Below are 15,233 nucleotides of genomic sequence, written 5' to 3'. Positions count from 1 at the left end.
CTGGACTAACTAGCCCTGGCACACAAACAGGAATGGCAACACTTGAACAACGTATTGTTTCAGCGCCTTATACTCTTGATGGAAGTATTCAACCCAATGATGCTATTGAATTTAAAGTGGCTCTTAGTAATGATGATGGCCTTATTTATGAAGCTAACATTATTAAATACTATACGCCTACAGTGCTTTTTGAAGATGATGAAGAAACCAACGGCATCTCTAACTGGACTGCTTCTGGTGGCTCCTGGGGAACTACCTCTGATGCCTTTTCTGGTAGTGTTGCTATTACAGACTCGCCTTCTGGTGCTTATGCCAATAGTCAAAGTAATACTCTACAACTTAATAACAGTATATCTACTAGCGGACTTGTACAAACAGTGGTTCAGTATAATGCCAAATGGGATTTAGAACGTAGTTTTGATTATGTACAAATCGAGGCATCTACTAACGGCTCTACCTGGGCACCGCTTTGTGGAACCTATACAAAACCTGGAGCTCCTAATGCTAACAACACCTATTCGGGAAAAAGTTCTACTAGTAACAACTTCCAACCTGATGGTGAACAACTATATGATGGGGATACTCAAGATAAATGGGTGATGGAAGAAATTGTTATTTCCAGTTCAGAGAATAGTGCTTTCCACAATCAATCTACCGTGTTTTTAAGGTTTAATTTTAATACAGACTCTACCAATAGACAAGATAGCTACACCACTACTTTTGATGGTTTTGTGTTTGACGATTTTAGAGTTATTACTAACACCACTAATATCCCACAAACAATAACGTTTGACCCTATTAGTGACAAGTTTACTACAGATGTGCCTTTTCAAGTCAATGCAACGGCTTCTTCTGGATTACCAGTGAGCTTTTCTATGGTCTCAGGACCTGCTAGTGTAAGCGGAAACACAGTGACATTATCAGGAACTACAGGAACTGTTACCGTTAGAGCTAGTCAAGCTGGAAATAGTACTTACAACCCTGCTACTGATGTCGATCAAACATTTGACGTACTACCCGCGCCTTGCTTGCAACCTCCTACTGGATTAGCAGCTTCTAATATCGCTCCTTCTTCGGCTACAATTAGTTGGAATAATGTTAGTGGCGCAACTTATAATTATCAATATAGAGAGTTAGGATCTTCTACTTGGATAACACAGAATACGTCAAGCAATTCTATCGTGCTATCAAACCTAACACCTTCTACACAATACGAAGTTCAGGTTAATAGTATTTGTCCAGACACTTCTGAATCATCTTACAGTACACCAATTACATTTACAACAAATAGTATAAACTACTGCGCATCTTCTTCTGGAAGTAATAGCAGTGAATATATTGGACGCGTGCAGTTGAATACTATAAATAATGTATCGGGAGCTACTCTTTATTCAGATTTTACTAATATTTCAACCATTGTTGAAAAAGGTTTACAGTATACAATTACTATAACGCCAGAATGGACTGGACGCTCTAGACGTGAAGGCTACGGTGTTTGGATTGATTATAATTATGATGGAGATTTTAATGATGCTGGAGAACAAATATTATCTCAGGGTCCAACAAAAAGTAGCCAAATAAGCACAAGTTTTACGATACCTCAAACTGCATCTGAAACTTCTTTTAGAATGCGTGTTAGTATGAAGTATAACGGCACACCTACATCATGCGAATCATTTAGTGCTGGAGAAGTTGAAGACTACACCATTACTATTGAAAGCACAGGACCAGATGTTACACCACCTAGTGTACCAAGTAATCTGGTAGCTTCAAATACAACAGACACTTCCACCGATTTATCCTGGAATGCCTCTACAGATAATATTGGAGTAACAGGATATGATGTTTATCAAAATGGCGGTTTAATAGCCAATGTTTCTAATACTTCTTATCAAGTTACTGGTTTATCCCCCAGTACAGCTTATACATTTTATGTTATAGCCAGAGATGCAGCGGGTAATAGTTCAACTCAAAGTAATAATGAAAATATTACTACACTAGATCCTCCTGATACAGAAAACCCCACTGCACCGACCAATCTAGTCGCTGCTAATACAACAGAATTTACTACAGATTTATCTTGGACGGCTTCTACAGATAATGTTGGTGTTATAGGATACGATGTTTATCAAGATGGTAGTTTTTTAACTAATGTTTCGAGCACTACATACATAGTTACTGGTTTGTCTCCATCAACTGCTTACAATTTCTATGTGATAGCGAGAGATGCAGCTGGGAATAGTTCTCCACAAAGTAACGCGGTTAATGTCACTACCAATGAATTTATTGATATAGATCCACCTACCAACCCTAGTGGATTAGCAGCTTCAAATATTACAGATTCTAGTATTGATTTAAGTTGGAACGCATCTACAGATAATGTTGGAGTAACAGGGTATGATATTTATATAGACACTACATTTTTAGTAAATGTATCTAGCACCAATTACCAAGTTACTGGACTTAGTGAAAGTACAATTTACACGTTCTATGTAGTAGCAAGAGATGCTGCAGGCAATAGTTCTGGACAAAGCAATGCCATTAATCCGGCTACATTAGCTTCACCAACTTGTAATGATGGTATCCAAAATGGTGATGAAACAGGAGTTGATTGTGGTGGAACAGCATGTCCTGCCTGCCCTCCTAGTGATGTGATTTTGAACCAAGGATTTTTTGAAACTGGTCTAGACGGTTGGACCGATGGAGGCAATGACTGTGATAGAGTTCAAGATGCCTCAAGATCTTTCGAAAATTCCTTTTCAATAAGATTACGAGACAACTCTGGAGTATCTTCTTCAATGACTTCACCAACTTTTGATTTATCGCCTTATGATGAAGTGGGAATTAGTTTTCATTTTTATGCCAACAGTATGGAAAATGGTGAGGATTTATGGTTGCGTTATAATGATGGATCTGGGTGGTCAACTATTGCTACTTGGGCTAGTGGTTCTGGTTTTACTAATAATAGCTTTAACTTTGTTTCTGTAACTTTAAACAGCAATTTAGTTAATGGTGCCCAATTTAGAATACAATGTGATGCGGGAAATAATGGTGATCAGGTTTTTATTGACGCAGTAGAAATTATTGGATTTGGTGGTAGTGCTGCAGCCAAAGCTGGAGACAATAGTAAATTATTATCAATTCCTGGATCAAATAACAATAATGAACTATTTACCTTGTACCCTAACCCAGTAAAAGGAAGTACTTTAAATTTAAAAATAACTAACGCAGTGCAAGTTTCCTATCGTATTATTAATACTCTTGGGAAGGTTGTAAAAGTTGGATCAACAAGCAAAGAAATTGATGTCAGAAATTTAGAAGCTGGATTATATTTTATTGAAGCCAGAAATGGCAATAATATTGTTGCCAAGAAGTTTATAAAACAATAAGTTAGATAATTGTTATTTTAAAAGAAAGCCTCCTATATGGAGGTTTTCTTATTTTAATTTATGAATAAGTTCATCAATTGAAATTTTAGCTTGCACTCCAGATTGCATATTCTTTAAAGTATATTTTTTGGAATTAATTTCTTCCTCACCTACTAAAATGACGAATGGAATATTGCGCTTATTAGCATAATTCATTTGTTTTTTCATTTTAGCAGCATCTGGATACAATTCGGTATTAATACCATGTGAACGTAATTGCTTAATAGCTTTTAAACTGAAAAGCGCTTCCTTTTCACCAAAATTAATAAAGAGCACTTCAACATTATTTGTAACTGTTTCAGGAAATAAACCTAATTCGTCAAGTACTAAATAAATACGATCTAATCCAAAACTAATACCAACACCACTTACATCATTCAAACCAAAAATACCGGTAAGGTCATCGTAACGACCGCCACCACCAATGGAACCCATCTTAACAGTTTTTGGAGCGGCAACTTCAAAAATAGCTCCAGTATAATAATTTAGTCCTCGCGCTAAGGTAACATCTAGTTCCAAAGCAGCAGTAGATAACCCCAACTCATTAATAGCATTATTTATAAACTCTAATTCTTCAATGCCTTTTTTACCGGCTTCGGAAGTATTAAGTATTCCTTTTAAGTTTTCAATTTGAGAATTAAAAGAACCAGATAGCGCAAATAAAGGTTGTAATTTAGAAATTCCATCATCTGAAATTCCTTTAGAACGCATTTCTTCTTTAACCTTCTCGTCGCCTATTTTATCTAACTTATCAAGTGCAACCGTAAAATCGATTAGCTTATCGCTTGCACCAATAACTTCTGCAATGCCTGAAAGAATCTTTCTATTATTGATTTTTATTGTGATCCCTTCAAGTTTTAAAGCAGAAAAAACCGCATCATATAATTGAATAAACTCCACCTCTTGCCAAAGTGATTTACTACCAACTACATCCGCATCACATTGAAAAAACTCTCTAAAGCGTCCTTTTTGTGGTCTATCCGCTCGCCAAACCGGTTGAATTTGATAACGTTTAAAAGGGAACTCAATTTCGTTTTGGCGCTGTACAACATAACGAGCAAAGGGTACGGTAAGGTCGTAACGTAATGCTTTTTCTGATATTGAAGAGGTCAACTTTGTTGAATCTTTTTCAGAATAAGCCTGCTCATTTGCCTTGGAAAGATAATCACCAGAATTCAAAATCTTAAAAATCAAACGATCTCCTTCATCTCCATATTTCCCCATTAAGGTACTTGAATTCTCAAAGCTAGGGGTTTCAATGGGTTGAAATCCAAAGATTTTAAAAGCGCCACGAATCGTATCGAATATATAATTACGTTTTGCTACTTGTTCTGGATTAAAATCTCTAGTTCCTTTAGGGATGCTTGGTTTTTGAGCCATAATATGCCCGTGAAAACGGGTATCTCTTTAATAATTAATATCTATCCACATCATAACATGACACTAGTGATTGTGTGATGTGGGCAACGCAAAAATAATAGTTTAATTTGAAATAGATTTCTGCCTGCAAAGGAATGACAGATTAATTTATCAACTTATTAAAATAATTATACAATTCACCTTTGGTAATTACAGCGCCTTGTTCAATCATATTAAACTTATCCAAACTTTTATCATCTCCATAATCCTTATCGGCTTGTAAAAACTCCACACTGTCATCCATTAAATTCTCACGCAACCAATTATAACCTTCTTTTGTAGTAATATCAATAGCTTCATTCTTTACATTTATCACTATAGCGTGCATTTTTTGCTCACCTAATTGAAACAAGTACATATGCTGTGATGAAAAATGCTCTAAATACTCAGCTTTATTTAATACACCCTCCCAGATTAAATCACTAAAAACATCCAATTCTGTTTCTGCTAACTCTGGCTTATTGGCTTTTAAATTGGTCCACTCATCATGAGTAATGGATTGGGTAGCCAAAAAGTTGATAAATTCTTGATGCAACTCCTCAAACTGTTCTTTTGTAAGTCTTGAATATTTCATAATAAAAATGCGCTCCTAGTGGAGCGCAAATTTAATAATATATTATGGTTTTTACTTAGAAAATATATCGCAGTCCTACTTGCGCTTGCCATCTTGAAGCTAAACTAGAATCAAAACCGAATGTTTTCGCATTAGGCCCTCCATTGAAGGTATAAACAGGAGTTCCTCCCGAGGTATCAACACTTACCGGCGATAAATTATTTGGTTGCTCAATAACACCCCAATCTGAATTAATTAGATTCCCAAAATTAAGAATATCTAAACTAATCTGTATCGTGTTAGTTTTATCTCCACTAACTATAAAATTATAGTCTTGTAATATTTTAATATCCCAACGACCTCTCCAAGGAGCTAATGCACCATAACGATCAAAATAGCTACCTCTATTATCACTTAAATATTTATCTTGTTGAATAAAACGTTCAAAATCGTCAGCCATAGGTTGTCCACCAGAGAAATTCATTTGCTGAACTTCTGAAGCTGTAGGTATGTATATTAAGTCATTATTTTGAAAAGAGCTATCTCCATTAATGTTACCTGCATACGTATAATTAAAACGACCTCCTTGAGCATATTCGAAAAATGTAGAAATAGTTGTAGCCCATTTATCCTTAGCATAAGTCCATTTTTTACTACCTACACCAATAAATCTGTGTGTATCACCATATTTTGAAAACGATAATACATCATTATTTGCATTTCCTTGATTCGGATTAAAATCAAAGGCATCCCCAGTAATTTCTGCCTCAATTGAGTTTACATCTTTTGAATTTAAGTAATTATATGCAAAACTTGTATAAAATCCATTCTTAAAAGTTTTTTGTGCTTTAAAGGTTGCATTCCAGATACGACCTTTATCAGAATTTGTAAATACATAAGCATTATTACCCGCGTCTCCAGGTAAATAAACTGGACGATTATCACCAGGCGCACCTAAAGTTCCTGAAGGGTTTCTTAATCCCCAGTTTTGAACATGTGCCGCATTTAAGTCCTTTGTAAAAGATAAATCAGCAGTAAGTGTAATGCCATTTTCTAACCTGTGATCTGCACCTATATTAGTACGCCAAACTTGTGGCCATTGGTAATCTGGATCAATAAATTGAAGGAACCCATCATCTGCTCCACTAACTTGATTACCTAACCAAACAAATGGGAAACGTCCGGTAAACAAACCAGTACCTCCTCTTATTTGAGTTTTATTCTCATTATTTACATCCCAATTAAATCCAACTCTGGGTGAAATTAACCAATCATTACTGGGTAATGTTGTGGAATCGAAAGTAACTTCCTGATTTAAATTTGGATTAAAATATGATACTGAATTATCTCTCGTAGCACCATTATCAGTATCAATATATCTTTGAATTAACTCGGCAGTATTAAAATATAATGGCTTATCGAAACGCACACCATAAGTTAATTTAAAAGCATCTGTTATATTCCAGTCATCTTGCACATAAAATGATAATTGTCCAACATTAAGTTCTGCTAATTTCCAACCTCCATCATTACCAGCACCATTGGCATTAGAACTATCAAAAGCATTTTGTGTTGCCGACAAATACTGGTCCACTACACCTCCAGGTTGCGCATTATCCAAAAATGTTTGAACATCTGGATATGGAGCAAATATTCCGAAATAAGGAAAAATTCCGAAATTAAAAGATTCGTAGTTTACTAAATTAAACGAGTTTTTAAATTGGAATTTTTCAAAAGAAAAACCTACTGTGTAAGTATGATTACCCCTAACTATATTCAAATTATTTGTTAATTGAATTACTTTCTGGTCCAATTCATTGTTAATTGAAAAAGGCTCGTGACCAGCAATTATATAATTTGAACCTGCACCATCCTGAATAGTAATTACAGGTGCTGGCCCAGACAATGGATTTCTAAAATCATCAAAATGTGTATAACCAAATTGAAGTTTATTGGAGATATCATTTGGAAGTGTTGAGTTTAACTCAAGCTGAACAGAATTCAATTTGTTATTAATTTGATATCCTGAATTTTCAAATTGTAATGTTTGAAAACTAGGTCCTCTTGAACCCAAAGCAGTTGGATGCGCTGGCTTTTCCTTTGATGCATCTAACCAGTTATAAATAATAGCTAACCTATTATTATCATTGATATTCCAATCTAGTTTAAATATCCCTTTTGTAGATTCAGAATCATAAGTAAATCCTTGATATCTACCAGGGTCGTAACCCAAGGTAGTTAAGGCATTTTGAACCAACATAAAATCACTTGCAGTTACACGTGATTCATTAACTGCTGATATCAAATCTCCATTATTTGGCACCCACCCATTAGTTCCTAAATCCGTTCTTTCATCTTTTTCAAAATTGGCGAAAAAGAATAGTTTGTCTTTTATTATTGGGCCACCAATACTAAATCCGTATTGATTTTGTTCAAGATCTGAAGTTGCAACATCTTCACCATTAACTTCTCCTCCTGTTAAATCTTCATTTCTGAAAAATCCATACACAGTACCATGAAATTCGTTAGTACCACTCTTTGTAACCGCATTTACTGAAGCTCCTGTAAATCCAGATTGTGTTACATCATATGGTGCTAAAGATACCTGAATTTGATCAATGGCATCCAAAGAAATTGGCTGCGCATCTGTTTGCCCACCAGGTGTTGCAGCATCTAATCCGAAAGGATTATTAAAAATAGCGCCATCTAAAGAAAAATTATTAAACTGATCATTTCTACCACCAAATGAATTACCATTTGCAGATGGTTCTAATCTCGTAAAGTCTGAAGCGGACCTAGAAATTGTTGGCAAACGCGTTAGTTCACGTCGTCCGACACTAGTTTCTGCACCAGTTCTATCACTTCCAAATGTCCCTGTACCTCCAGTTCCTTGAATAACTACAGCATCTAATTGAGCCGCATCTTCAGTTAATGATACATCTAAGTTTTGTGTTTTACCAAGTGTTAAGAATACATCGTTAAAACTTTGTGTTTGATAACCTACATAACTAATAGTAATAGTATATGGCCCTCCAATACGTAGGTTTAATAAATTATACCGACCATCTATATTTGTAGCCGCTCCATATTTCGTACCAGTTGGTGTGTGCACAGCTAAAACATTTGCCCCAGGAAGCGGAGCTGCAGCTGTATCTAAAACTAGTCCTTTTATGTTTGATGTAGTGATTTGCGCAAAGCCAATTACTCCAAAAAACAAAAAGAACAATAACATTGAAAATCTTTTCATTTGATAAATTATTTTGAGTTAGTCTATTAATTACTTTGTAAGCATGGTATGTGTATACACAAAAGTAATATAAAAAAAAACCACTCTTATGAGTGGCTTATATTTATTTCGAGCTTTTATTAACTATTGTTAATTAATTTGCCTGTGCAATAACTTCAAATTCTAAATCTACAGATACTTCTCTATGCAAACGAATAACGGCAGTATATTTACCTAAACGTTTAACTGTAGTAACCGTAATAAATTTCTTGTCGATATCCTGACCTTCTTTTTCTAAAGCAGCAGCAACATCAATATTATTTACAGATCCAAATAATTTGTCACCAGTTCCTACTTTAGCAGGTATCTTAATTTCTAATGCCTTTATTGCTTCGGCAGCTTTATTCGCATCATCAACTATTTTCTTTTCTTTAAATGCTCTTTGCTTTAAGTTTTCTGCCAAAACCTTTTTTGCAGATACTGTAGCTAAGATAGCTTGTCCTTGAGGAATTAAAAAGTTTCTACCATAACCGTTCTTAACTGTTACAACATCGTCTTTAAATCCTAAATTTTCAACGTCTTGTTTTAATATAAGTTCCATTGTTATCGGTATTTTATTTTAATAAATCTGCTACGTAAGGCATTAAAGCTAAGTGACGTGCTCTTTTAACTGCAACGGCTACTTTTCTTTGATACTTTAAAGACGTACCTGTTAAACGTCTTGGTAAAATTTTACCTTGCTCGTTTATAAATCGCATTAAAAAATCTGGGTCTTTATAATCTACATACTTGATTCCAGACTTTTGAAACATGCAATACTTCTTAGCCTTGTTTGTATCAATATTTAGCGGTGTTAAATATCTGATTTCACCGTCTTTTTTTCCTTTTGACTGTTGTTCTATTGATGACATAATTAAGCTTTTTGTTTAAGTTTATCTCTTCTTCTCTCTGCCCAAGAAATTGCATGTTTATCCAATTTCACAGTTAAATAACGCATAAAACGCTCATCACGTCTAAACTCAACCTCTAAGGAGTCAATTACTGTACCTGGAACAGTATATTCAAATAAGTGATAAAAACCACTTTTCTTGTTTTGAATTGGATAAGCTAACTTTTTTAGCCCCCAATCTTCTTTTGATATCATCTTAGCTCCGTTAGAAACGAGAAAATCTTCGTACTTCTTTACTGTTTCCTTTATCTGATCTTCAGATAAAACGGGATTTAAGATGAAAACAGTTTCATAATGATTCATAAAAATCTATTTATTGTTAAAAATGGCTGCAAAACTAACCAAATATTTTCTATATTGCAAACATAACCCCGACTTATTAAACGTGCTTTTTAAATGTTAAAATTTTGTTAAATTAAGCACTTTATCGATGATTTTTGGTTTTTACCCGAATTTTTTGTACTATTGTCGATATCTTAACCGAAATATTAAAATGTTATGACTTTAAACTGTGTAGTAGTAGACGACTCAGCAATACAACGTCTCTCGATAGTTAAGTTAGTAGAGAATCACCCCTCTCTCAACTTAATTGCAGAGTACAGTAGTGCTTTAGAAACTAAAAATGGTTTAAATACGCACCAAGTTGACCTAATCTTTCTGGATATTGAAATGCCAGTTCTTAACGGATTCGAACTTTTAGACGTATTAAACAACAAACCCCAAATTATCTTTGTAACCGGTAAAACAGAGTATGCTTTTAAAGCATTTAATTATGATGCTACCGATTACCTTCATAAACCCATTACAAGAGAACGTTTTAACACTTCTGTAGATAAAGCTCTGGAGCAACATAAGTTGAAATTAGACTTTAATGAAGAAGAAGGTGAACACATCTTTGTAAAGAGTAATCTTAAAAAACGTAAAGTTTACATAAAGGACATTAAGTGGATTGAAGCCCTTGGTGATTATGTAAAATTGGTGACAGAAGAAACAAGTCTTGTAGTTTTATCTACAATGAAATCATTTGAAAAAGAATTACCAGAAAATAAATTTTTGAGAATTCATAAATCTTATATTGTTAATCTAGACAAGATTGACAGATTCAATAGTAAAAATGTTGAAGTTGGCGCTTACGAAATTCCTTTAAGTAGAAATAAGAAGACACAACTGGTTGATGCTTTAAATAATATTTAAATCAATCAGCAACTAAATTTAAAAGTTATCGACATTTAAAATTACTTTAACCGACCGAAAATCTTTTACACTAAAGAAGCTATTATTTATTTTAATGATAGCTTCTTTTGTTTTAGCTAAAGATTGCTCCTTAGGAATTTTAACCAAAATGTTTTTATGAAATTGATTTCTAATCCTGGCTATTGGTGGCGATTCTGGACCTAATATATTTTCTTTAAAAACCTGCCTAAGTGATTTAGCATACCAATTAGATGCGGTTTCTACTTTATTATACTCTTTATGCTTTAAAGTGATTTTTATCTGTTTATAAACTGGCGGGTATTTAAAATTATTCCGATCGTTCATTTGTTCGTTAAACATATCGATATAATTATTTGTAGACACTTGTTGTAATATATTATGATGCGGATTATAGGTTTGAATTAAAACCTTACCACGCTCCTCAGTGCGTCCTGCCCTGCCCGATACTTGTAACATCAATTGAAAACTACGCTCGTGAGCTCTAAAGTCTGGAAAGTTTAACATATTATCAGCATTCATAATACCAACTAGCTTTACATTTCTAAAATCTAAACCTTTGGTTAACATTTGGGTTCCCACTAAAATATCAATCTCTTGCTGTTCTAAAGCGTTTATAATTTTTTCATAACCATATTTTCCACGAGTGGTATCTAAATCCATTCGTGCTACTTTAGAATCGGGAAATAACAACTTTACCTCTTCCTCTATTTGCTCTGTACCAAAACCTTTATTATCTAAGTCTTGACTTCCACAAGCTATACAGTCTTGAATCATAGTCGAGTTATAACCACAATAATGACATCGCAATTGATTGCGATACTGATGGTAAGTTAAACTTACATCACAGTTCGGGCATTGTGGTGAATGACCGCAGATATTACATTCTACAATTGGAGAAAACCCACGTCGGTTTTGAAATAAGATGATTTGACACCCATCTTTTAACGTTTCTATCATTTCCTCAATAAGTCTATCGCTAAAATGCCCTTTCATGCGCTTTTTCTTCAGCTTATCTTTAATATCAACCAACTCAATATCGGGCATTAAAACATTATTAAAGCGCTTTGTTATTTCAACAAGACCGTACTTATTTTGTTTGGCATTAAAATAACTTTCTAAACTTGGTGTGGCAGAACCTAAAAGTGTCCTAGCTTGGTGCATATTGGCTAAAACAATTGCCGTATCTCTAGCATGATACCTAGGTGCAGGATCAAACTGCTTAAAGGATTGTTCATGCTCTTCATCAATAATTGTTAACCCCAAATTATTAAAGGGCAGAAATATGGACGAACGCGCACCTAATACTATTTTAGCTTTAGCGGAATTATGCAGCACATTATTCCAAACCTCAACACGCTCGTGAACTGAATATTTAGAATGAAAAATAGCCACTTGCTCACCAAAATAATTTTGAAGTCTTGTTATAAGTTGCGCTGTTAGAGCAATTTCTGGAAGTAAATATAAAACTTGCCTGCCTTCATTTAAAACCTCTTCAATAAGCTTAACATAAATCTCTGTCTTTCCAGAAGAAGTAACACCATGTAATAAACTAACATTATGGTTCTTAAAAGAATCTTTCAATTCTGACAGCGCATTTTCCTGATACGTGTTGAGTTGTTTTGATGCTTCATTATCTTCGCCTGAATACTCAACTCTATCCATTTGAATATAATACTCTTCCAAAACACATTTATCAATTAAAGCTTTTATTATCGATGTAGATGTGTTACTTCTTTTGGATAAATCCGAAACTTTCACGGGTTTTTTAGTCTGAGCCGAAATTGAGAATAAAGTCATCACAGCATCTCTTTGTTTCGGCGCTCGAGTCAAATCATCTAACAAGTTTTGGAGTGAATCTTGTGAAGAATAGTCAGCATGCAATTTTACATATCTAACCAATTTTGGTTTATATTTTTCATACACTTCTTCATGAACCGAAATGGCTTCTTTTTCAATAAGTCTTTTAATTACTGAAAGAACATTCTTCTTATCCAAAATATTAGAAACATCATGTATCTTCAAATTTGATTGATGGTGCAATGCCTCATAAACTAAAAACTCATCATCTTTTAAAATAGACTCATCAATGTTCGTTAAAGAACTTTTTGAAATCACTGTTTCACTTTCCAAGATAAAGGCACTTGGTAAAGCCGCACGCATCACATCGCCTAACGTACACATGTAATACTTTGAAATCCAATCCCAAAGTTGCAGTTGTTTATCATTAACAATAGGAGTTTCGTCTAAAATTTGTTGAATCTCTTTAGCCTCATAAGCAGAAGGGGCATCGTTATGAATATTATATACAATTCCTGTGTAGATTTTAGATTTTCCAAAAGGAACAGCTACCCGCATGCCTCTTTTTAAAAAGTCAGCTTCCGAAAAAGTTATACTGTAAGTAAATAACTTTTGAAGTGGAATAGGAATGATAACATCAATAAAGAAAGACATAATTAAAAGCTGTTTATTAAAATTATTCTTCTTTCTTAGGATACTTTTTCAAAAATTGTAGTGATGCATTTAGCTCATAACCCAACAACAAAATATTGGCATTTAGCCATAAGTAAAATAATAAAACTAATAGGGCTCCAATAGATCCGTAAAGTTTATTGAACTGTCCAAAATTTTCAATATAAATACCAAACAAATATGAGGTAAGCATAATCAGCAAAGTAGTAAATATTGCTCCAATTGAAAAGAATTTAGATTCACGCCCCTCTCTCGTTCCAAAATAGTACAACGTAGCAGTAGCAATGTAGATCATTAAAACAAAAAAGAGATACTTCACTACTCCTGTCCAAAACACCCCACCAGAATCAACTTGAAAACCTCTATCTTCAAGAACATGAAAAAACTCTTGAACCACATATATTTGAATATAACCAAGAACAATAATTGTTATTATTACTAAAAAAGCTAATATTAATGCAATACTTAATGCATATAAATATTGCTTAAACACATTACGTGTGAGTTGTTCGTGGTAAGAATTCTCAAAACCTGAAAAAACAGCATTAACACCATTTGCCATTAATAATATTGACAAAACAAAAACTGATGACAATAAGCCTCCCCGCTCAGTTTGGTCTATATTTTCAAAAATATTTTGAAAGAAAAAATCTGATGTACTTGGAGGCAAAAAAGATTCAAGGAATTGTAAAAACTCCATTTTAAAATCCTCTATAGGTACATAAGGAATAACAATTAAAATGAACAATAAAAAAGGAAAAATGGCAGTAAAGAAACTAAAAGAAATCGCGCTAGCCCGAGTTGTTAAGGCTCCTTTTACAATACCTATGATATAAAGCTCAATTAAATCATAAAACGACAAGCCTTCAAGACCTGGAAGTTTAATTCGCTTTAATAGACGAACCAAAATATTTAGTACAGGAATTTTATCTAGCTTGTCTTCAAGAGGTTTCGTCATTAAAACTTCAATTTGTTTTTCAGAAATTTATACATGCAATTTATATAAAAATCAACTAACAAATAAGCTCAAAAAAATAAATTAATTAACCGCCTTTAAACTCAGGTCCATATTATGAACCGAATGGGTCAATGCCCCACATGAAATATAATTAACGCCACATTCGGCATAATGTCTAATGGTAGTTTCGTTGATATTTCCAGAAGATTCCGTTAGGCATTTATCTCCAATTAATTTTACAGCTTTACGGGTATCTTCGTAGTCAAAATTATCAAGCAAAATCCTATAGACGCCTTCATTCCTTAGAATTTCTTCAACTTCCATCAAATTTCTAGCTTCAACCATTATATCCAAGTTCTTTCCTGTTTCTCTCAAATATTGCTTAGTGGTCTCAATCGCCTTGGTTATTCCCCCTGCAAAATCGATATGATTATCTTTAAGCATGATCATATCATACAACGCAAATCTATGGTTTTCTCCACCACCTATTTTAACTGCCCATTTTTCTAAAACCCTAATACCCGGTGTTGTTTTGCGGGTATCTAAAATTTTCGTCTTTGTTCCTTCAATTAAATCAACAAACATTTTAGTTTTAGTAGCTATGGCACTCATGCGTTGCATCGCATTAAGCACTGTACGCTCTGCCTTTAATATGGATTGCGACGGCCCCTCAACATACATTACAATGTCTCCGAAAGTGACTTCTGTCCCATCTTCTATTCTCACATCCAATTTTAAACTCTTATCGACATAAGCAAAAACTTTTTTTGCAAAATTAACACCACCGATAATCCCTTTATCTTTCACTAAGAGTTTAGCTTTTCCTCTAGCATTATCTGGAATACATGCTAATGAACTATGATCTCCATCCCCAACATCTTCATTTATAGCACTAGCAATTATACGTTTAACTTCAGAATCAAAGATTTCTTGTGTTATCATTTTTGAGAAAATTTGAAACAAAAGTAAGAAATTGATTTACGAAATTAAATTTTACATTTACGAAATTTTTAAAT

The 15,233-nt window shown here is 33.9% G+C and carries 11 protein-coding genes; 2 read left to right on the top strand and 9 right to left on the bottom strand.

Annotation, left to right across the window (positions count from 1 at the left end; all coding sequences use genetic code 11):
- Nucleotides 1–3,389 (top strand): fibronectin type III domain-containing protein (locus FEF17_RS09545; RefSeq protein WP_139002097.1); only part of this gene is annotated, 3,389 nt, incomplete at its 5' end.
- Between the two features lie 48 nt (nt 3,390–3,437).
- Here FEF17_RS09545 and hisS read toward each other — a convergent pair.
- The 6 genes from hisS to rpsF form a co-directional block, all read right to left on the bottom strand.
- Entirely contained in the window at nt 3,438–4,808 is a 1,371-nt protein-coding gene (hisS, locus tag FEF17_RS09540; protein WP_139002096.1) for a histidine--tRNA ligase, read from the bottom strand.
- Nucleotides 4,809–4,950: 142 nt separating this feature from the next.
- Entirely contained in the window at nt 4,951–5,421 is a 471-nt protein-coding gene (locus tag FEF17_RS09535) for a DUF6495 family protein (RefSeq protein WP_139002095.1), read from the bottom strand.
- 55 nt (nt 5,422–5,476) lie between these two features.
- Entirely contained in the window at nt 5,477–8,647 is a 3,171-nt protein-coding gene (locus tag FEF17_RS09530) for an outer membrane beta-barrel protein (protein ID WP_139002094.1), read from the bottom strand.
- A 133-nt stretch (nt 8,648–8,780) separates the two neighbouring features.
- Nucleotides 8,781–9,227, bottom strand: a complete 447-nt coding sequence (gene rplI / locus FEF17_RS09525; RefSeq protein ID WP_139002093.1) for a 50S ribosomal protein L9 — start codon at nt 9,225–9,227, stop codon at nt 8,781–8,783.
- Between the two features lie 13 nt (nt 9,228–9,240).
- Nucleotides 9,241–9,540, bottom strand: coding sequence for a 30S ribosomal protein S18 (rpsR, locus tag FEF17_RS09520; RefSeq protein ID WP_204244201.1), 300 nt, complete (start codon nt 9,538–9,540; stop codon nt 9,241–9,243).
- Nucleotides 9,540–9,878, bottom strand: coding sequence for a 30S ribosomal protein S6 (gene rpsF / locus FEF17_RS09515; protein ID WP_139002092.1), 339 nt, complete (start codon nt 9,876–9,878; stop codon nt 9,540–9,542). Before rpsF ends, rpsR begins: the two co-directional genes overlap by 1 nt.
- 195 nt (nt 9,879–10,073) lie before the next feature.
- Between rpsF and FEF17_RS09510 the strand changes: the two genes are divergently transcribed.
- The gene (locus tag FEF17_RS09510) at nt 10,074–10,769 is read left to right on the top strand and encodes a LytR/AlgR family response regulator transcription factor (RefSeq protein WP_139002091.1); all 696 of its coding nucleotides are present in this window, start codon (nt 10,074–10,076) and stop codon (nt 10,767–10,769) included.
- An 18-nt stretch (nt 10,770–10,787) separates the two neighbouring features.
- Here the strand turns inward: FEF17_RS09510 and priA are convergent, their stop codons facing one another.
- From priA to nadC, 3 genes are all read right to left on the bottom strand, one after another.
- Nucleotides 10,788–13,241 (bottom strand): replication restart helicase PriA, encoded by a 2,454-nt coding sequence (priA, locus tag FEF17_RS09505; RefSeq protein WP_139002090.1) that lies wholly within the window; start codon nt 13,239–13,241, stop codon nt 10,788–10,790.
- Nucleotides 13,242–13,263: 22 nt separating this feature from the next.
- The gene (locus tag FEF17_RS09500) at nt 13,264–14,217 is read right to left on the bottom strand and encodes a YihY/virulence factor BrkB family protein (RefSeq protein ID WP_139002089.1); all 954 of its coding nucleotides are present in this window, start codon (nt 14,215–14,217) and stop codon (nt 13,264–13,266) included.
- Between the two features lie 81 nt (nt 14,218–14,298).
- The gene (nadC, locus tag FEF17_RS09495; protein WP_139002088.1) at nt 14,299–15,159 is read right to left on the bottom strand and encodes a carboxylating nicotinate-nucleotide diphosphorylase; all 861 of its coding nucleotides are present in this window, start codon (nt 15,157–15,159) and stop codon (nt 14,299–14,301) included.
- Between the last annotated feature and the right edge of the window lie 74 nt (nt 15,160–15,233).

The organism is Hyunsoonleella aestuarii, from assembly GCF_006148925.1.
Lineage (GTDB): Bacteria > Bacteroidota > Bacteroidia > Flavobacteriales > Flavobacteriaceae > Algibacter_D > Algibacter_D aestuarii.
Note: the sequence above shows the minus strand (reverse complement) of the source record. Positions and strands in the feature narration are given on the sequence as shown.

Excerpts from the sequence above, each read along its gene's own strand:
- hisS (WP_139002096.1), bottom strand. The coding sequence starts at position 4,808 with ATGGCTCAAAAACCAAGCATCCCTAAAGGAACTAGAGATTTTAATCCA.
- FEF17_RS09500 (WP_139002089.1), bottom strand. The coding sequence starts at position 14,217 with ATGACGAAACCTCTTGAAGACAAGCTAGATAAAATTCCTGTACTAAAT.
- FEF17_RS09535 (WP_139002095.1), bottom strand. The coding sequence starts at position 5,421 with ATGAAATATTCAAGACTTACAAAAGAACAGTTTGAGGAGTTGCATCAA.
- FEF17_RS09510 (WP_139002091.1), top strand. The coding sequence starts at position 10,074 with ATGACTTTAAACTGTGTAGTAGTAGACGACTCAGCAATACAACGTCTC.
- FEF17_RS09530 (WP_139002094.1), bottom strand. The coding sequence starts at position 8,647 with ATGAAAAGATTTTCAATGTTATTGTTCTTTTTGTTTTTTGGAGTAATT.
- priA (WP_139002090.1), bottom strand. The coding sequence starts at position 13,241 with ATGTCTTTCTTTATTGATGTTATCATTCCTATTCCACTTCAAAAGTTA.
- rplI (WP_139002093.1), bottom strand. The coding sequence starts at position 9,227 with ATGGAACTTATATTAAAACAAGACGTTGAAAATTTAGGATTTAAAGAC.
- nadC (WP_139002088.1), bottom strand. The coding sequence starts at position 15,159 with ATGATAACACAAGAAATCTTTGATTCTGAAGTTAAACGTATAATTGCT.
- rpsF (WP_139002092.1), bottom strand. The coding sequence starts at position 9,878 with ATGAATCATTATGAAACTGTTTTCATCTTAAATCCCGTTTTATCTGAA.